Raw genomic sequence first — 17,365 nt, 5'->3', positions numbered from 1 at the left:
AACCCACCGACCACCACCCCCCGGAACCCCGGAACGCGGAACAGGACGCCATCCCGTGACGAACTCATCCCAGCCCACCTGGCTCAGCCTCCACTGCTTTCTGCGCTCCGTCCCCGCCGACGTCGACGCCTTCCTCACCGGGGCCGTGGCCCCGCTCCTCGACGGGCTCGTGGCCGAGGGCGAGGCCACCGGGTGGTTCTTCATCCGTTACGACGAGGGCGGGCACCATCTGCGCATCCGGGTGCGCGGGGTGGCGGGGGCGCGGGCCGCGTCCCTGCCGAAGGATCTCGCGCGGGCGGCCGAGCGGCTGCCGGTCGCCGATTCCGTAGGCGGGCCGTTCCCGCACGGGCAGGCGGAGCACGCCGAGGTCCGCGAGGAGCCGTACGTCCCGGAGACCGGGCGCTACGGAGGTCCTGAGGCCCTGCCGGTGGCCGAAAAGCTCTTCGTCCTCTCCAGCCGGGTGGCCGTGCGGGGCGTCCAGGACACCCCGCGCGGCAGTGCCCGGCTCGCCCTGGCCATCGATCTCGCGCACACCACCGCTCTCGCCCGCGGCATGGACCGGCTGGCGGCGGCTCAGTGGTTACGGCGCCACGCCGCGGGCTGGCGGTGGGCGAAGGACGTCCCGCTGCTGGGCGCTCAGCACATCCACGCGAGGGTCAACAGCGTCTACGCCCTCCAACGCGGCACTCTCACCAGCCGTGCCCGGGCCCTGCGGCAGGCGCTGGAGGACGGCACGGCCCCCGGCGCTGCGGCCGACTGGTACGACGGTGTCCGCGACGCAGACCGGGCGCTGCGCTCCCTCTCTTTGCCGGTGACCCGTCCGCAGATCTGGGCGTCCCAGCTGCACATGCTCTTCAACCGGCTGGGGCTGGCGCCCGACGAGGAGCGGGCGGTGTGCCGGCTGGCCGCACGCACACTCCTCGACCGGGGCGACCGGGGCGAGGCGGCCTCGTACTTCCCCGAAGGCCACACCTCACCCGACCGGCAGTACCTGGAGCGGAGCAAGTTCCACCTCGGCCGGGAGCAGGACTCGGCACCCCGCGACGTACCGCCCGCAGGCCACGTCCTCCGGGGCGGCCCCGAACTTCCGCTTCCCGCAGGCCCGTTCCCGGACACGGCCCTGCGCACGGTGATGAACACCCGCGTCTCCCGGCGGGGCGCGCTGACGGGTCCGCTGGACGCGGAGTCGCTCGGCACGCTGCTCTGGGGCTCGCACGCGTCCGGGCACGAGTCGGTCCACCGGTTCGCCGACGGCGGTGAACGGCTCATGCGCCACCGGCCGTATCCGAGCGCGGGCGCCCTCTACACCGCCGGTCTCCGGCTGCTCGCGCTGGACGTCCAGGGGCTGGCGCCGGGCACCTACCAGTGCGTGCCGGAACGGCGCTCGCTGCGGTACGTCGGCCCGGCACCCGCCATGGAGGACGTGAAGTCGCTGTCCTCGTACCTCTCGCGCGCCGACGACGACCCCGACGGCATCGTCCCGGACGCGCTCCCGGTGGTCCTGGGTCTGTATGTCGACCTGGGGCGGCTCAGGGAGCGTTACGGTCTGCGCGCCCTGCGGCTGGGGCTCCTGGAGGCGGGCCATCTGGCGCAGTCGCTCCTCCTGACCGCCACCGCGCTCCGTCTGGGTACGACGCCCCTCGGCGGGTTCCGGGACGATCTGGCGCACGAGATCTTCGGCCTCGACGACCTGGACCGGCCGCTCCAGTACGTGCTGCCGGTCGGCCGCCACCCCGCGATGCCCACGGCGTAGCGCCCCGGTCCGCTCAGGCGAACGCGCCGAGGGCGACCTTCGCGGCTCCGGCGATCAGGGCGTCGTCGGGTTCGGCGTCCTCGGTGTCGCGGCGGGAGAGGACGGCGAGCGCGATCGGGGCGGCGTCCGGGGGCCAGACGATGGCGATGTCGTTACGGGTGCCGTAGCCGCCGGTGCCGGTCTTGTCGCCGACCACCCAGCCCCGGGGCGTGCCCGCGCGGATGGTGTGGTCGCCGGTGGTGTTGCGCTTCAGCCAGTCGGTGAGCACGGCCCGCTTCTCCGCCGGGAGCGCGGACCCGAGAGCGTACGCGCGCAGGTCCGCGGCCAGGGCGCGGGGTGTGCTGGTGTCGCGGAGGTCGCCGGGGGTCGCGTCGCTGAGGGCCACTTCGTAGCGGTCGCAGCGGGTGACCTGGTCACCGATTCCGCGCAGGGCGTCCTGGAGGCCGCGGGGGCCGCCCAGTTCGCGGAAGAGGAGGTTGGCCGCCGCGTTGTCGCTGTAGCGGATGGCGGCGTCGCAGAGCTCGCGCAGGGTCATGCCGGTGGCGACGTGCTTCTCCGTGACGGGCGAGTTGCTGATGATCTCCTCCTTGCCGTAGCGCACGAGGCGCTCCATCTGCGGGAGGCTCTTCTTGGCCAGTACGGCACCGGCGAGGAGGGCCTTGCAGGTGGAGGCGTAGGCGAACCGTTCGTCGGGGCGGTGGGTGACGGTCCGTCCGTCGCCGGTGTCGACCGCGTACACACCCAGCCGTGCGTCGAACTTGCGCTCCAGCTCGGCGAAGGCGCGGTCCGTACGGGGCAGGGTCGAGGGCGACGGGGAGGGGCCGGAACCGTTGCGGCCGCTCGGGTCACCCGTCCGGTCGGGTGCGGTGTCCGGTCCGGTCGAACAGCCGGTGAGCGGGAGGAGGGCCGCCCCGGTCAGGGCGGTCAGCGCTGTGAGTGCGGAGCGGCGTGAGACATGGGCGTGCGTTCGGGTGGGCACGGCGGGAAGACCTCTCTCTCGGCGTGGTGGTGCGGCGCTCGGGCCTGGTCGTGGCCCGGTCCCGGCACCAGGGCCTGTCGTCGCCCTCCGCGGAGTCAAGCCCGCCACCGCCCCGCAAGTCGAATACGATCTCGGCATCGGAGTGATTCACCCGCCGTATCACCGCATGCCAGGGAGAGGGAGTGCTGACGGAACGGCACCTGGAAATCTTCATCGCGTTGGCGGAGGAGGAGCATTTCGGCGCCGCCGCCCAACGGGTGGGGATCACGCAGCCGCCGCTCTCGCAGGGGCTGCGCCGGCTGGAGGCGCTCCTCGGCGTCCGGCTGTTCGAGCGGGAGCGCGGGGTGTTCCTGACGGAGGAGGGCGCCCTGCTGCTGCCGCACGCCCGCAGGGCTCTGGCCGCCCTGGCGGAGCTTCGGGAGACCGGCGCCCGTGAGCACGCGGACGGGCGCAGGCTGCGGCTCGGGCTGGCCCCCGAGGTGCCGGCGCCGCTCGCGGCGGATGTGGCGGCCGCCCCGGTGCGGGCGGGTGACCGGACCCGGATCAGTACGGTGACGGCTCCCACCGCGACCCTGCTCTCCGATGTCGCCTCGGGCCGCCTCGACCTGGCGGTGGTCCGGCACCCCTCCGTTCTGCACGGTCTCGCCGCCGGGCAGGTGATCCTTCTGCCGACGTGGATCCTCGCCCCGGCCCGGCCTGCGGAGTCCGGTGGTGCGGGCCCGGGTGCGGCGCCACGGCGGCTGCCTGTCGCCGTACGCCCCCGGGGAGAGGCGCCCGCCGCCCATGACCTGTTCGTCGACACGCTGGCGAGCCGGGGCCGCCGGGTCGAGACGGTGGTGGTCACCGACGAACGGGCCGGGCTGGCGCTGGTGGCGGCGGGCCAGGCCGTCCTGGTCACGGCGGACGAAGCGCTGACGGCCTCGCAGGTGGAGCGGAGCGGGCGACCGACCCGCCGCTCCCCCTGCGGCTGCGGGTGGTCTGGAACCCCCGGCGTTCCGCGTCCGGTTCCGAGGATCCGGCTGGGACCGCGCGGCTGCTGGAGGACGTCCTCTCCCGGAAGGCGGCCAGGTGAACGGCTCACGGCGCGGCGGCGGGGTGGAAGCGGCCATCCGCGCCCTGTTCGACGACGCGGGTGTCCGGGGCTGGCTTCATGTGGCGGAGCTAGAGCACCCGTCGGCCCGCGTGGTCATCGACCCGGACGAGCAGGTGCCGATGGGCTCCGTCTACAAGGTGCCGCTGATGACCGCCTTCTGGCGGCTGGCCGACGCGGGGCGGGTCGACCCGCTCCACCGGCTCACGCTGGAGGCCGCCGACCGGGTGCCCGGCCCCACGGGGCTGTCGATCCTGCGCGACCCGGTCACGATGTCGCTGCGCGATCTGGTGGTGCAGATGATGAGTGTCTCCGACAACACGGCGGCCCACGCCGTGCTGCGTACGGTCGGCGCCGATGTCGTCGACGGGGTGTGCGCCGAGCTCGGTCTGCCGCACACCCGGATCCACGGCGGCGTCGTCGGGACGTTCGACCGGCTGGTCGCCGAGACGGGCGCCGGGTCGCTGGACGCCGCCATGGCCCGGGTCTCGGACAACGACGCCGTCGTACCGCCGGACGTCTACGACCCCGCGTACAAGGCGTCCTCCACCCCGGCCGAGATCGCCCGGCTGCTCCGGGCGATCTGGACGGACGAGGCCGCCTCGCCCGAGAGCTGCTCCTTCATGCGGGCCGCGATGGGTACCCAGCCGTGGACGCACCGCCTCGCCTCCGGATTCCCGTACGACGATGTCACCGTCTACGGCAAGACCGGCACGTTCGGCTCCATGCGCCACGAGGCGGGGGTGGTGGAACTCGCGGACGGCAGCCGCTACACGGCCGTGGTCTTCACCCAGGCCGCCCGTGCCGACAAGAAGCTCCCGCGCGCGGACGCCGTGATCGGCGCGGTGGCCAGGGTCGCGGTGGAGGAGCTCCGCAGACGCCAGGATGTCTGACCGGCGGCCGGGGACGGGCTGCGGCATTCTGGGCGCAGGACATCCAGTCGATGGAGGAGTACCTGTGGCTCTGACCCGTGACGAGCGTGAACAGTTCCTGGCCGAACCTCATGTCGCCGCGCTGGCCGTGGACTCGGCGGAGGAGGGACGGGCCCCGCTCACCGTGCCGATCTGGTACCAGTACGAGCCCGGCGGTGACATCTGGATCATGACGGGGCGCGACTCCCGCAAGGGGCAACTGATCGGCGCGGCGGGGCGGTTCTCGCTGATGGTCGACCGGGTCGCGCCGACCGTCCGCTATGTGTCCGTCGAGGGACCGGTCGTCGCGACGCGGCCCGCCACCCGTGAGCAGCTGGTGGAGATCTCGTCGCGCTATCTGCCGGCGGAGAAGGTCGAGGCGTACGTCGAGTTCGCGTGGAAGGAGCACGGCGAGCAGGTGGTCATCCACATGCGGCCGCAGCGCTGGCTGAGTTCGGACCTCGGCGAGTCCTGAGCCGTCGGCCCGGCGACGGGAACGAAGACAGGAACAGGGCCCGCCCCCGAGGGGGCGGGCCCTGTTCACCGCTGGAGGTCAGTGGCCCTGCAGGTACTCGCCGTAGAGGTAGCCGCGCTCGGCCCCGAAGTGCTGGCGGCTCTCCTCGGCGTAGGTGATGCCGTACGGGCCACCGAGGTTGGTGTACTCGGCGTGGCCGCGGTGCCCTTCGATCGCCTGGTAGCCGGCGGCGACCTTGCCGGCCTCCCAGCCGCCGTCGGCGACGGCGGGCGTGGCCGCCACGAGGCCGGCCGCGGCGACGGTCGCGAGAGTGATGGCGATACGACGAAGCATGGGTGCTCCTTCTCAGCAACTGCGTAACGGATGGTGCGGAGCCCTAACCGTTACGCACGAGGGGGCCGGTGACGGGACGGACACGCACATGCCAGGGGCAATACACCTGGACGGGCGCACCCCCCTGTCCGGCCCCGAGGGGACCACCCTCGCCGCAAAAAAATCCCCGGTCCGCAATTGCGTACCAGGGTTTTCGCCGCGTATATTTGATTTTTCTATGTTCATGCAGAAAGGCCCCACTCGGAGGCCTTATAAGAAGAACCATATCCGGCAGGGAGCCGTTTTGTCAAACCGGGAAGCCGTCGAATTGCGGGAAGAGCAGGAATTCATCGACCGTGTGCACGCGCGCGTCGACGAGCTGCGCGGGGTCACGGCCCGGCGCGTCGAGGAGGCGCTGACGCCGGTCGGGACCGGGCTCCAGGCCAAGCTCGAACGTGATGTGCTCGTCGCGGAGCGGTCGGGGCTGCTCGCCGCGCTGAACGCGGTGGACGGCTCACTGTGTTTCGGGCGTATCGACCTTTGCGACGGCGCCGCGCACCATATCGGGCGCATCGGGATCCGCGAGGACGACACCGAGCGCACGCCCCTTCTGATCGACTGGCGCGCGCCGGTCGCCCGGCCTTTCTATCTCGCGACCGGACATGTGCCGATGGGGCTGCGGCGGCGTCGGCACATCACCACCGAGGGGCGTACGGTCACCGAGCTCCACGACGAGATCCTGGATCTCGGGGACGACGACCGCACAGGGTTCGAGGACCCCAACGGCGACGCCGTTCTGCTCTCCGCGCTGAATTCGGCGCGGACCGGCCGTATGGGTGACATCGTGCGGACCATCCAGGCGGAGCAGGACCGCATCATCCGCGCCCCGCACCGCGGTGTCCTCGTCGTCGAGGGCGGGCCCGGCACCGGGAAGACGGCGGTCGCGCTGCACCGGGCCGCGTTCCTGCTGTACGAGCACCGCGAGGTGCTGGCCAAGCGGGCGGTGCTGATCGTGGGGCCCAACCCGGCCTTCCTGCGGTACATCGCGGAGGTGCTGCCCGCGCTGGGTGAGACCGGCGTGCTGCTCGCCACGCAGGCCGAGCTCTTCCCCGGCGTCCACGCCACCGGCACCGACACGCCCCGTGCGGCCGCCGTCAAGGGCGGTGCGGAGATGGCCGAGGCGCTCGCCCTCGCCGTCCGCGACCGGCAGCAACTGCCCGAGCCCGGCGCCCCGTTGGTCATCCCGCACGACGACGGGGACCTCGTCCTGGACTGGGAGATCGCGTACGAGGCCCGGCAGGCGGCCCGGGACACCCTGCTGCCGCACAACCTCGCCCGCCCGCACTTCGCCTTCCGGATCATCGACGCCCTCACCGAGCAGCTCACCGAGCGCATCGGCGCCGACCCGTACGGCGGGCCCAACTTCCTCGGGCCGGACGACATCGCGCAGCTCGGCAAGGCCGTCGCCATGAGCCCGGAGGTGCACGAGGCCATCGAGACGCTGTGGCCGACGCTCACCCCGCAGGGGTTCCTCGCCTCCTACCTGGCCGAGCCCGTGTATCTGGCGGCCGAGGACGCCGATGCCCTGCGGCGGGAGCCCGGCGGGGAGTCGACGCCCGCCGATGTTCCGCTGCTGGACGAGGCGGCCGAGCTGCTCGGGGCCGACGACAGTGCCGCGCGGGCCGCCGCCGAGGCCGAGCGCCAGGAGCGGATCGCCTATGCGCAGGGGCTGTTGGAGCTGTCGCGGGGTTCGGAGACGTACGAGTTCGAGGACGAGGAGTCCGAGGTCCTCGCCGCCCACGACATCATCGACGCCGAGCGCATGGCGGAGCGGCACGAGGAGATCGACCACCGCAGTGCGGCCGAGCGGGCGGCCGCCGACCGGACCTGGGCGTTCGGGCACATCATCGTGGACGAGGCGCAGGAGCTGTCGCCGATGGCGTGGCGGCTGCTGATGCGGCGCTCGCCGACCCGTTCGCTGACCCTGGTCGGCGACCCCGCCCAGACGTCCGAGGAGGCCGGGGTCGGTTCGTGGGAGAAGATCCTCGAACCGTACGTCGGTGACCGCTTCGAGCATGTGACGCTCGGGGTCAACTACCGTACGCCCGCCGAGATCATGGAGCTGGCCGCCCGCGTCGTACGGGAGCGCAGCCCCTCCTTCGTGGCGCCCGGTTCGGTGCGCTCCACCGGTGAGAAGCCGTGGGTGCGGGAGGCCGGTGAGGATCTGGCGGGTGCGGTGGCGAAGGCCGTCGACGAGCTGACGCCCGAGGAGGGCCGGCTCGCGGTGATCGCCCCGCGCGAGCTGCACGAGGAGATCGCCGCGCCCCTGGACGAGGTCACGGCGGGGGCCGAGCCCGACCTCACACGGTCGGTGGTGCTTCTCGACCCGCGCCAGGCCAAGGGGCTGGAGTTCGACCATGTGCTGGTGGTGGAGCCCGGCCGGTACGGGACGAGCGACCTGTACGTGGCGCTGACCCGCGCCACCCAGCGGCTGGGCATCGTCCACCGGGAGGCGCTGCCCCCGGCCCTGCGCTGACCGCCGCCCGCCACCTTCCCGTTCGCCGAAGCCCCCCGGTCCGCACCCGGGGGGCTTTTCCGTGTTCCCGTCGCGTACCCCAGCACCCCTCACTGCTTGATAATGCTCGAAACTCGGGCCTAATATGCAGCTTCGAGCATCACGCGTGGATGGGGAGATCAGATGACGCATGTGGCACGGGAGCTGGCCAGTCAGCCCGACTGCTGGCAGCGGGCGGCGGGGATGGCCGACGGGCTCGCGGGGCGGCTTCCGGCGGCCGGTGAGCGCATCGCCGTCGTCGGCTGCGGCACCTCGTACTTCATGGCCCAGGCCTACGCGGCTCTCCGCGAGGGCAGCGGCCAGGGCGAGACCGACGCCTTCGCCGCGTCGGAATTCCCTGTCGGCCGCAGCTACGACCGGATCGTGGCGCTGAGCCGCTCCGGCACCACGACCGAGGTCCTCGAACTGCTCGCGCGGACCAAGGGCACCACGCGGCGCACCGTGGTCATCGGAGACCCTGACACCCCCATGGCGGCGATGGCCGACGACACGGTGGTCCTCGACTTCGCCGACGAGAAGTCCGTGGTGCAGACGCGGTTCGCGACCTCGGCGCTGACCCTGCTCCGCGCCCACCTGGGCCTGCACACCGACGCGGTGGTGGAGGACGCGCAGGTCGCGCTCGCCGAGCCGCTGCCGGCCGGTCTGGTGGAGTGCACCCAGTTCACCTTCCTCGGGCAGGGGTGGAGCGTAGGCCTTGCCAACGAGGCGGCGCTGAAGATGCGTGAGGCGGCGCTGGCCTGGACCGAGGCGTATCCGGCGATGGAGTACCGGCACGGCCCGATCAGCATCTCCACCCGCTCCACCGCCACCTGGATGCTCGGCGACGCACCGGCCGGACTGACCGACGAGGTCCACGCGACCGGCGCCCGGTGGGTGGCCGGCGGACTCGACCCGCTGGCGGAGCTGGTCCGGGTGCAGCGGCTCGCGCTGGCGATCGCGGACGCCCGCGGCCTCGACCCGGACCGGCCGCGCCATCTGACGCGCTCGGTCATCCTCAGCACCGCCTGAACCGTCCGACGGCCTCTCGCCCGAGGGCCTCTCACCCCGGAGTTGCCATGCCCATCGCCGCCACCGGCGAACTGATCGCCGACGCCGCAGCCCGGCGCGGTGCGGTCGCCGCGTTCAACGTCATCACCCTGGAGCACGCGGAAGCGATCGTGGAGGGAGCGGAGGCGGCACGGGCGCCGGTGATCCTCCAGATCAGCGAGAACGCGGTCAAGTACCACGGCGGCCGGCTGCGCCCGCTGGCCCGCGCCGCGCACGAGACGGCCCGGGCGGCCGCCGTTCCGGTCGCCCTCCATCTCGACCACGTCCACTCCCCCGAGCTGCTGCACCAGGCGGCGGAGTGCGGGTTCGGCTCGGCGATGTTCGACGCCGCCCGGCTGCCGTACGCGGAGAACCTGGCGGCCACCCGCGCCGCCGTCGTGTGGGCGCACGGTGAGGGGCTCTGGCTGGAGGCCGAGCTCGGCCAGGTCGGCGGCAAGAACGGGGAGGCCCCGCTGGACGCGCACGCACCCGGGGCCCGTACGGACCCGGAGGAGGCGCTCGCCTTCGTCGCCGCCACCGGGGTCGACGCGCTGGCCGTGGCGGTCGGCACCTCCCACGCCATGACCTCGCGCGACGCCCGGATCGACCACGACCTGCTGGCCCGTCTCCGTACCACGGTGCCGGTCCCGCTGGTGCTGCACGGTTCGTCCGGCGCCTCCGACGACGAGCTGGCGCGGGCCGTCGCCGGAGGGATCGCCAAGGTCAACATCGGGACCGCGCTGAACATCGCGATGACCGGCGCGATACGGGAGCGCCTCGCGCAGGACGAGCGGGGCGTCGATCCCCGCGCCTACCTAGCGCCGGGCCGGGACGCGATGGCGCGGACGGTGAGCCGGCTGATCTCCGTGCTGCCCGCGGCTGCCGCGAACGCCGTCTAGGGCTGTGCTCCCCACGTGTCCAGCAGCGCCGTGAGATCGCCGAGCACCCTCCGGCCGGGGGCCGCGTCGATCGGGGTCGCGGAGGGCACGGCCACCACCCGGCAGCCCGCCGCCTCGGCCGCCGCGATGCCGGTGGGGCTGTCCTCGACCACCAGGCAGGCAGCGGGCGGGAGGTGGAGGCGTGCGGCCGCTTCGAGGTACGGGTCCGGGTGGGGCTTGGAGCGGTCCGTCTCGCCGTCCGCCACCGTCGTACGGAACGCCTCGGCGCCCAGCGTCTTGAGCACCGCGTCCACGACCCGGCGCGGGGAGGCCGAGACCAGGGCCGCGGGTATGTTCCCGTCGGCCAGCCGCTCCAGCAGGTCGCGGGCTCCGGGGCGCAGCCGTACCCCCTTCTCGACCGCCATGAGGAACGTGTCCTCCAGGTCGGCTTCCAGGGCCGGGTTGCCTGCGGCCCGTGGGCTGAGCGTCGCCAGGCAGGCCGCCGTGTCGGCGCAGGTGCGGCCGAGGACTCCGGCGCCCTCCTCGTCGGTCAGGGTGTGGCCGTGGGCGGCGGCGACCTCGCGGACGGCTTCGAGCCACAGGGGTTCGGTGTCCACCAACGTGCCGTCCATGTCGAGGAGGACGGCCTGCGGCACGGTCGGTACGGCGGTGCCGTCGAGGGTCCAGTGCGAGTCGGGGGTCCGGTCCAGGGCCGCGTACACCTGGGCGGCCACGTCCTCGTGCCGGACCGGACGCAGCGGGCGGGCGCCCGCCGTGATGTCCGGGCCCGCGCAGGCCAGCCACGCCGTGCGTTCGGCCTCGCTCGCCCCGCCGTGACCGCCCTCGTCCCGGTGCCCGTGGTCGGTGACGACGAGAACGGTCCAGGCCTCCTCCCCGTAGGTCGGGCGCGTGCGCAGGGCGGTGAGGAGGCGGCCCAGGCGGCGGTCGGCCACCGCGATGGACTCCTCGTACGCCGTTGCGCAGCCGAGGTGGTGGGCGGTCTCGTCGGGGGCGCCGAGGTAGACGAAGGAGGCCTCGGGGTCCTCGTGGGTCAGGACGGCGACGGCGTCGCGCACGGTCGCCTCGTCGGCGTCCTCCCAGGCCTGCGGGGAGTCGGCGGCCGGGGCGTGGTGGGTGAGCCGGGTGGGGCGGCGGAACATCGGCCCGCCGTCGGCCACGGTGACCAGGGGTTCCCAGGCCGCGGCGGCATAGGTGCGGCGGCCGTCCTGGCGGGCCAGGCGGGTGGTGAAGTCCGGGAAGACGCCGAGGCGGTGGCCGCTGAAGTCGTTGGACCACACGGCGTGTTTGGCGACGCGCACGCCGGTGACGATCGTCGCCCAGCACGGGCCGGACATGGTGGGGGTGGACTCCTCGACCGTCACGGGGGCCAGGAATCCGGCGTCGGCGATGGTGTCGAGGTGCGGGGTGGCGACACGGGCGAGGGTGTCGAGGCGTACACCGTCGATGCCGACGACGAGCACACGGCGGGCACGGGGCATGGCGGACTCCTGGGCGGTACGGGTGTTACGGGCGGGGGCGCTGGGGCGCAGGGTACGGGTCAGGCCTGCTGGTGCAGCGTGCGGGGGTCGACCTGGTGGGCGAACGGCAGCCCGTGGGCGTACCGCTCCAGTTCGTCCACCGCCGCGTCGGCCAGCCGGTGGAGCTCGCCGCCCTGGGAGCCGGCGATGTGCGGGGTCAGCAGCACGTTCGGCAGCTCGTACAACGGTGAGTCGGCGGGCAGCACTTCGGGCTCGGTGTGGTCGAGTACGGCGTTGAGGCGGCCGGTGACCAGCTCCTTGACCAGCGCGTCCGTGTCGACCAGCGAGCCGCGGGCCGTGTTGACGAGCGTGGCGCCGTCCCGCATGAGGGCGAGGCGTCCGGCGTCGAAGAGGTGGTGTGTCTGCGGCAGTTCGGGGGCGTGGATGGTGACCACGTCGCTCTGCGCGACGAGCGCGTCCAGATAGGTCAGCTCCACGCCGAGGGCCCGTGCGCTCTCCTCGTCCAGATACGGGTCGTGCACGAGGAGGCGCAGGTCGAAGGGGCGCAGCAGTTCGGCGACGCGGCGGCCGATGCGGGAGGCGCCGACGATGCCCACCGTGCGGCGGTAGTTGCCGATGGAGGGGAACGTGGTCAGGAGGTTGACCCGGGTCCGGGACTCCCGGTAGACGCGGGCGCTCTCCAGGACGTGCTTGTTGGCGAAGAGGATCGCCGCGACCGTGTACTCGGCGACCGGGAGGGCGTTGGCGGTGGCGGCCGTGGAGACGGTGATGCCCCGGTCCCAGACGTCCTGGGTGATGTGGTGCTTGACCGAGCCCGCCGCGTGCACGACGGTCCGCAGGCGGGGCATGGCGCTCAGGGCGTCGGCGGTCAGGGGCGGGCAGCCCCAGCCGGTGAAGAGGGCCTCGGCGTCCCGCAGTGCGGCGCGCTGGGGCGGGTCGTCGGCCCCGAAGTCGGTGACGAGCAGGGCGGGTTGTACGTCCGCGACCCGGGTGAGCCGTTCCAGGGCGAGCGGGGGGAGGATCGCGTCGCGGGTCTCCCCGCTCATCGCCAGGACGGTACGGGGGCGGGTGCGGAGCCGGCCGGCGGTGGTGGCGGGGCTGCTCACTTGACGGCTCCTGCGGTGAGGCCCGAGCGCCAGAAGCGCTGGAGGCAGAGGAAGGCGACGATCAGGGGGACGACGGCGACCAGGGAGCCGATGATGACCAGCGGGTAGAGCTCCGGCTGCTGGTAGACGTTCTGGTTCCACATGAACAGGCCCAGGTTGACGGGGTAGAGCCGCTCGTCGTTGAGCATCATCAGCGCGCCGTAGAAGTTGTTCCAGTTGGCGGTGAAGGAGAACAGGAAGATGGTCACGAAGCCGGGCGCGAGCATCGGCAGGGCGACCTTGGTGAAGGTCTTCAGCTCCCCCGCCCCGTCCACCCGGGCCGCTTCGAGGACCTCGCCGGGGACGTACCCCTCGGAGAAGACGCGGGCCAGGTAGACGCCGAACGGGTTGACCAGGCTGGGGATCAGCACGGCCCAGTAGGTGTCGACGAGACCCAGCTCCGAGGCCATCAGGTACAGCGGGAGCTGGACGACGGTGGACGGGATCAGCACACCGACCAGGACGACGCCGAACAGCTTCTCCTTGCCCCGGAAGACGTACTTGTCGAAGGCGTAGCCGCAGGCGACGGAGACCAGGGTGGAGAGGACGGCCGCGACCAGGGTGTAGAGGAGGCTGTTGAGCAGCCAGCGGCCGTACAGCCCGTCGTTGTACGCGAACAGGGCCTCCAGGTTGGACAGGAGGTGGAAGTCGCCGAGGCTGAACGGGTTGGTCGCGAACAGGTCGCGGTAGTTCTTGGTGGCGGCGATGAGCAGCCAGGTCAGCGGCATGAGGGTGTAGACGGCGACGACGGCGAGTACGGCGTTGACCGCGACCTTCGAGGTGAGCCCCTGGGTACGCCGGGGGCGCGGGGCCGGGGACGGTCGGCGTCCCGCCTTGGTACGGGGCTCGGGGGCGGGCGGTGCGTCGGGGGTGGCTGTCTGGGTGCTCATGAGGCCTTCCACCGGTTGCCGAGCTTGGTGACGACGAAGGACAGCAGGCCGGCGACGAGGGCGAGCAGCAGGGAGCTCGCGGCGGCCAGGCCGTAGTCGTGGCCCTTGAAGGCCACGGTGTAGATGAACATGGTCGGCGACCAGTCCTCGCCCATGGTGTTGGCGCGGAGCTGGACGAGTTTGGGGGCGTCGAAGAGCTGGATGGCGCCGACGCAGGTGAAGAGCAGGGTCAGCACGACGGTCGGCCTGATCATGGGGACCTTGACCTGGAGGGCGGTGCGCAGGGCGCCGGAGCCGTCGACGGTCGCGGCCTCCAGGACCTCGCGCGGGACCGCCTGGAGCCCGGCATAGAAGATGATCATGTTGTAGCCGGTCCACTGCCAGGCGGAGATGTTGACGACGGAGTAGATCGCCTCGTCCTGGCCGAAGAAGTTCCAGTTCGCGCCGAGGGCGTCGAGTACGTCGGTGACCGGGCTGAGCCCCGGGGTGTAGAGGTAGAGCCAGATGAGCGAGGCGATCAGGCCCGGTACCGCGTGCGGCAGGAAGTAGGCGATCTGGAAGAAGCGCCGGGCCCGGGCCATGGCCGAGTCGACGAGCAGGGCGAGGATGAGCGCGCCGCCGACCATGGCGGGGATGTAGAGCACGCAGTAGAAGGCGATGTGGCCGAAGGAGCGGAGGAACGCCTCGTTGCCCAGGGCCTCGGTGAAGTTGCCGAATCCGGCGAAGACCCGTTCGGTGCCGCCGAATCCGAGGCCGGAGGACTCCTCGCGGAAGAGGCTCATCCAGGCCGCGTAGAACATCGGCAGGACGGTGACGGCGGTGAAGAGGGCGAAGAACGGCACCATGAACAGGGCCACGGCTCGGCGCTGTCCACGTCGCGCGCCCGGGCCGCCGGGGCTCTTCGGTGCGGCGGGGCCGCCCGAGGGTGATGCGGCCCGGGGTGGTGGGTTCTTGGCCGGCCGGGTGAGTGGGGCTGCCACCTGGTGCTCCTTCGGCAGGATGGGCGGGAGGGGGGAAGGGGAGCCCGGGGCGGGGCGGTCGGGGCCTGTCGGTTCCGTTGCGCGCCCCGCCGGTCGGGCGCCGGGCTACTTGGCGAGCTTCAGGCCGCGGTCCGTGACCGCGCTCTCGCCCTTCGCCTGTCCGGCGCTCAGCATCTTGGTGTGGTCCCCGCCTGCGGCCATCTGCGCCGAGGTGACCTGCTGCTGCACCGGTCCCCAGGTCCAGCCGGGCACGATCGTGTCGGCGGCCTCTCCGGCCAGCTGGTAGACGTCCTGGTCGCCGAAGTAGGAGCTGTCGAACTCCTTGGCCGCGGCGGCGCGCATGCCCTCATTGGCGGGCAGGGCGCTGCTGGGGGTCTTGAGGGAGGAGAGGCGGGCGGTCATGGCCTTCGGGTCGGTGGTGACCCACTTGATGAACTCGGCCGCCGCTTCGGTGTGCTTGCTGCCCTTGGGGACGATGTAGGAGGTGCCGCCGTACATGCCGGTGCTCGGTGTGCCGTCCCAGGTCGGGAGCGGGGCTATGCCCCACTTGCCCTTGCTGTCGGGGTAGCTGACGGGGAAGTTCCCCGCGCTCCAGGCGGCGCCGATGATGGTGGCGACCTTGCCGGTGGCGCGCTCCTTGGTCTCTCCCTCGCCCCACAGGGGGGTCTTGGAGGCGAGGCCGTCCTTGAGGAGGCCGTCCCAGTAGGCGGCGACCTTCCGCGACGCCGGTTCGTCGATGTTCACCTTCCAGGCGTCGTCCTTGGTGCCGTACCACCGGGCGCCGGCCTGCCAGGCGAGGCCGGAGAGGAGGGCCGGGTCGCCGCCGCCGAAGTTGGTGATGGTGAGGTTCGGGTCGCCCTGGTGGATCTTCTCCGCGGCCGTGCGGTACTCGGCCCAGGTGGTGGGGACCTCGACGCCGAACTTCTTGAAGAGGTCCTTGCGGTAGTAGAGCTGGATGGGCGTCACGTCGAAGGGGACGGCCCAGGTGGAGCCGCCCAGGTTGACCAGCGACTGCACCGCCTCGGGGAACTCCTTCTTCACCAGCTCGCCGGAGCTGGGGGTGAGGTCCTCCAGGTTGCCTTCGCTGGCGTACTCGGGGAGGGCTGAGTAGTCCATGGTGGTGATGTCGGGGGCGTTGCCGCCCTTGACCGCGTTGGAGAGCTTGGTGACGCCTTCGGGGCCTGCCGGGACGAGCGAGAACTTCACCTTGATGTCGGAGTGCGTCTTGTTGAACGCCTCGGCCGTCTCCTTGGCGCCCGCGGTGGCCGACCAGAAGGTGAGCGTGACGGGCTTGCCGTCGCCGGGGCCCGAGGCGTCCGAGCCCGAGCCGCCACCGCAGGCGGTGGTGAGCAGGGCCAGTGAGGCGGCGGACGCCACGAGGGCGAGGCGGGTGGTGCGGTGCGTACAGGACATGGGCCGGCTCCTACGGGACCTCGAACTGCGGGAGATGAGGCGAACGGCACACATCATTTTGCGCAGAACCGATCACCGTCAAGAGCAAATGACCAATTCAATCGAATCGATCACAAGGGCGGTCGGCGGGAGGATCGGCTGCGGGGGCGCGCCGGGCATGCGAAAAGCCGTACCCGCAGGGCCTGTTGACCCGGGGGTACGGCTGGGGCGCGTCAGGTCAGGCGTCGGCGTCGGCCGCTCCGCACGAGACCCGGACGCGCAGCGTGGGCAGGATGTCGAGGTGGCGGCGGGCGGCGGGGCCCTCGTCGGGCACCCCCAGCCGGGAGAGCAGGAGCTTCGCCGCGGCCGCGCCCACCGCGTGCTTGTCCGGCGCCACGGCGGTGAGCGGCAGGTCGGCCAGGCTCGCCACCTCGTCGTCGTACGCGATGACGGCCAGATCCTCCGGCACCCGCACGCCACGGGCCTGGAGGCGCGGGATGAGCACGATGGCGTCCGCGTCGCTGTGCACGATCGCGGCGGTGACGTTTCCGCTCGCCACCCCTTCGCAGAGGTACTCCAGCGTCCGCTCGAAGCGGTCGGTCTCCGAGCGTGACGGGGCCCCCTCCAGGGGCGAGGCGGCGACCGGGCTCAGGCCGAGGGCGGCGACGGCGGCCGCGTAACCGGCCCTGAGCCGGGGGGCGGTGGGGCTCTCCTGCACGGCGAGCGCGATGGAGCGGTGGCCGAGCCCGGCCAGGTGCGCGACCGCCTCCGCGGCGCCGTGGGCGTGGTCGGAGCGCACCCGGTCCAGGCCCGCCGCCGGGTGGCCGAGCGGGGCCCAGCGCTCCACGAGCACGACCGGGGTGTCCTGCTCGGCCGCCCACAGCCCCTCGCCCGGCTCCGGGTGGCCGCGCTCCCAGCTGGGGGTCAGGAGGAGGCCGTCGGCGCCGGTGGAGAGCAGGCGGCGGGCCTGGGCCGCGTCCTCGTCGGGGAGGTAGCGGGAGAGCCCGATGGTCAGGCGCGCGCCGGCCGCCTCCACCGCTTCCCGGGCGCCGCGCACCACGTCCGCGTAGTAGTACTCGGTGGTCGGGACGACCATGCCCACCACCAGGCCTTCGGCGGAGGGCGTGGCGGCAGGGGCCGGCCTGGACGCCCCGGAGGGCCAGACCACCGCGCCGTGCAGCCGCTCCACCAGCCCCTGGGCTGCGAGCGCCTCGACGTCCCTGCGCAGGGTGACGGCGGACATGCCGAGCTCCTCGGCGAGTTCGGCGACGCGGAGGCTGCCTCGTTCGCGGACGAGCTGGAGCACCCGCTCGTGGCGCTGGTCGACGTGGAGTCGCATGGATCCCCTTGGTCTCTCGGGACGGCTGTGGCGGTGACGGCTGCTCTGGTTCACGCCCCTCAACCATATCGATCACATGCGCTCGAAACGATCCCACCGGCGGCTCTGCCCGTACGGCGGG

The 17,365-nt window shown here is 72.6% G+C and carries 14 protein-coding genes and 1 pseudogene; 7 read left to right on the top strand and 8 right to left on the bottom strand.

The genetic code is table 11. The features are described 5' to 3' along the window. The first annotated feature begins 55 nt into the window (after positions 1-55). On the top strand, positions 56-1,753 hold the full coding sequence (locus GTY67_RS33820; RefSeq protein ID WP_161281564.1) for a thiopeptide-type bacteriocin biosynthesis protein: 1,698 nt from the start codon (positions 56-58) through the stop codon (positions 1,751-1,753). Positions 1,754-1,766: 13 nt separating this feature from the next. On the opposite strand, the gene bla is transcribed toward GTY67_RS33820, so the two are convergent. Continuing rightward, positions 1,767-2,732 (bottom strand): class A beta-lactamase, encoded by a 966-nt coding sequence (gene bla, locus GTY67_RS33815; RefSeq protein WP_343238809.1) that lies wholly within the window; start codon positions 2,730-2,732, stop codon positions 1,767-1,769. A gap of 182 nt (positions 2,733-2,914) precedes the next feature. On the opposite strand from bla, the pseudogene GTY67_RS35255 reads away from it, so the two are divergent. From GTY67_RS35255 to GTY67_RS33800, 3 genes and pseudogenes are all read left to right on the top strand, one after another. Then, positions 2,915-3,037 (top strand): annotated as a pseudogene (locus GTY67_RS35255) (LysR family transcriptional regulator); the annotation flags it as partial. 763 nt (positions 3,038-3,800) lie between these two features. After that, positions 3,801-4,715 (top strand): serine hydrolase, encoded by a 915-nt coding sequence (locus GTY67_RS33805; protein WP_161281562.1) that lies wholly within the window; start codon positions 3,801-3,803, stop codon positions 4,713-4,715. Between the two features lie 64 nt (positions 4,716-4,779). Then, positions 4,780-5,208 carry a pyridoxamine 5'-phosphate oxidase family protein gene (locus tag GTY67_RS33800; protein WP_093688159.1) on the top strand — a complete coding sequence of 143 codons (429 nt, stop codon included), beginning with the start codon at positions 4,780-4,782 and terminating at the stop codon, positions 5,206-5,208. A gap of 78 nt (positions 5,209-5,286) precedes the next feature. Here the strand turns inward: GTY67_RS33800 and GTY67_RS33795 are convergent, their stop codons facing one another. Further along, positions 5,287-5,541 (bottom strand): hypothetical protein, encoded by a 255-nt coding sequence (locus tag GTY67_RS33795; protein ID WP_093688157.1) that lies wholly within the window; start codon positions 5,539-5,541, stop codon positions 5,287-5,289. 307 nt (positions 5,542-5,848) lie between these two features. Here GTY67_RS33795 and GTY67_RS33790 point away from each other — a divergent pair, with 307 nt between their 5' ends. From GTY67_RS33790 to GTY67_RS33780, 3 genes are all read left to right on the top strand, one after another. Next, complete coding sequence (locus GTY67_RS33790; RefSeq protein ID WP_202462750.1) at positions 5,849-8,056, top strand: AAA family ATPase; 2,208 nt, start codon at positions 5,849-5,851, stop codon at positions 8,054-8,056. 162 nt (positions 8,057-8,218) lie between these two features. Beyond that, positions 8,219-9,103: an SIS domain-containing protein gene (locus tag GTY67_RS33785; RefSeq protein ID WP_161281560.1), complete on the top strand. Its 885-nt coding sequence runs from the start codon at positions 8,219-8,221 to the stop codon at positions 9,101-9,103. Positions 9,104-9,150: 47 nt separating this feature from the next. Beyond that, the gene (locus GTY67_RS33780; RefSeq protein ID WP_161281559.1) at positions 9,151-10,020 is read left to right on the top strand and encodes a class II fructose-bisphosphate aldolase; all 870 of its coding nucleotides are present in this window, start codon (positions 9,151-9,153) and stop codon (positions 10,018-10,020) included. Here the strand turns inward: GTY67_RS33780 and GTY67_RS33775 are convergent. From GTY67_RS33775 to GTY67_RS33750, 6 genes are all read right to left on the bottom strand, one after another. Continuing rightward, complete coding sequence (locus tag GTY67_RS33775) at positions 10,017-11,498, bottom strand: HAD-IA family hydrolase (protein ID WP_161281558.1); 1,482 nt, start codon at positions 11,496-11,498, stop codon at positions 10,017-10,019. The two genes, GTY67_RS33780 and GTY67_RS33775, sit on opposite strands and share 4 nt — an antisense overlap. A gap of 59 nt (positions 11,499-11,557) precedes the next feature. Next, a complete protein-coding gene (locus tag GTY67_RS33770; RefSeq protein ID WP_161281686.1) occupies positions 11,558-12,544 on the bottom strand; it encodes a hydroxyacid dehydrogenase in 987 nt (328 codons plus the stop codon). 56 nt (positions 12,545-12,600) lie between these two features. Continuing rightward, the gene (locus tag GTY67_RS33765) at positions 12,601-13,533 is read right to left on the bottom strand and encodes a carbohydrate ABC transporter permease (RefSeq protein WP_161281557.1); all 933 of its coding nucleotides are present in this window, start codon (positions 13,531-13,533) and stop codon (positions 12,601-12,603) included. Continuing rightward, positions 13,530-14,513 carry a sugar ABC transporter permease gene (locus GTY67_RS33760; RefSeq protein ID WP_343238808.1) on the bottom strand — a complete coding sequence of 328 codons (984 nt, stop codon included), beginning with the start codon at positions 14,511-14,513 and terminating at the stop codon, positions 13,530-13,532. Before GTY67_RS33760 ends, GTY67_RS33765 begins: the two co-directional genes overlap by 4 nt. Before the next feature lie 105 nt (positions 14,514-14,618). Further along, on the bottom strand, positions 14,619-15,926 hold the full coding sequence (locus tag GTY67_RS33755; RefSeq protein WP_161281556.1) for a sugar ABC transporter substrate-binding protein: 1,308 nt from the start codon (positions 15,924-15,926) through the stop codon (positions 14,619-14,621). A 217-nt stretch (positions 15,927-16,143) separates the two neighbouring features. After that, positions 16,144-17,244, bottom strand: a complete 1,101-nt coding sequence (locus GTY67_RS33750; RefSeq protein ID WP_161281555.1) for a substrate-binding domain-containing protein — start codon at positions 17,242-17,244, stop codon at positions 16,144-16,146. Between the last annotated feature and the right edge of the window lie 121 nt (positions 17,245-17,365).

The organism is Streptomyces sp. SID8374 (assembly GCF_009865135.1).
Classification (GTDB): domain Bacteria; phylum Actinomycetota; class Actinomycetes; order Streptomycetales; family Streptomycetaceae; genus Streptomyces.
This window is presented reverse-complemented; position numbering and strand designations above follow the sequence as displayed.

Bases quoted from the DNA above. Each gene is read 5' to 3' on its own strand.
- GTY67_RS33765 (WP_161281557.1), bottom strand. From the start codon at position 13,533: ATGAGCACCCAGACAGCCACCCCCGACGCACCGCCCGCCCCCGAGCCC.
- GTY67_RS33795 (WP_093688157.1), bottom strand. From the start codon at position 5,541: ATGCTTCGTCGTATCGCCATCACTCTCGCGACCGTCGCCGCGGCCGGC.
- GTY67_RS33775 (WP_161281558.1), bottom strand. From the start codon at position 11,498: ATGCCCCGTGCCCGCCGTGTGCTCGTCGTCGGCATCGACGGTGTACGC.
- GTY67_RS33770 (WP_161281686.1), bottom strand. From the start codon at position 12,544: ATGAGCGGGGAGACCCGCGACGCGATCCTCCCCCCGCTCGCCCTGGAA.
- GTY67_RS33785 (WP_161281560.1), top strand. From the start codon at position 8,219: ATGACGCATGTGGCACGGGAGCTGGCCAGTCAGCCCGACTGCTGGCAG.
- GTY67_RS33750 (WP_161281555.1), bottom strand. From the start codon at position 17,244: ATGCGACTCCACGTCGACCAGCGCCACGAGCGGGTGCTCCAGCTCGTC.
- GTY67_RS33755 (WP_161281556.1), bottom strand. From the start codon at position 15,926: ATGTCCTGTACGCACCGCACCACCCGCCTCGCCCTCGTGGCGTCCGCC.
- GTY67_RS33780 (WP_161281559.1), top strand. From the start codon at position 9,151: ATGCCCATCGCCGCCACCGGCGAACTGATCGCCGACGCCGCAGCCCGG.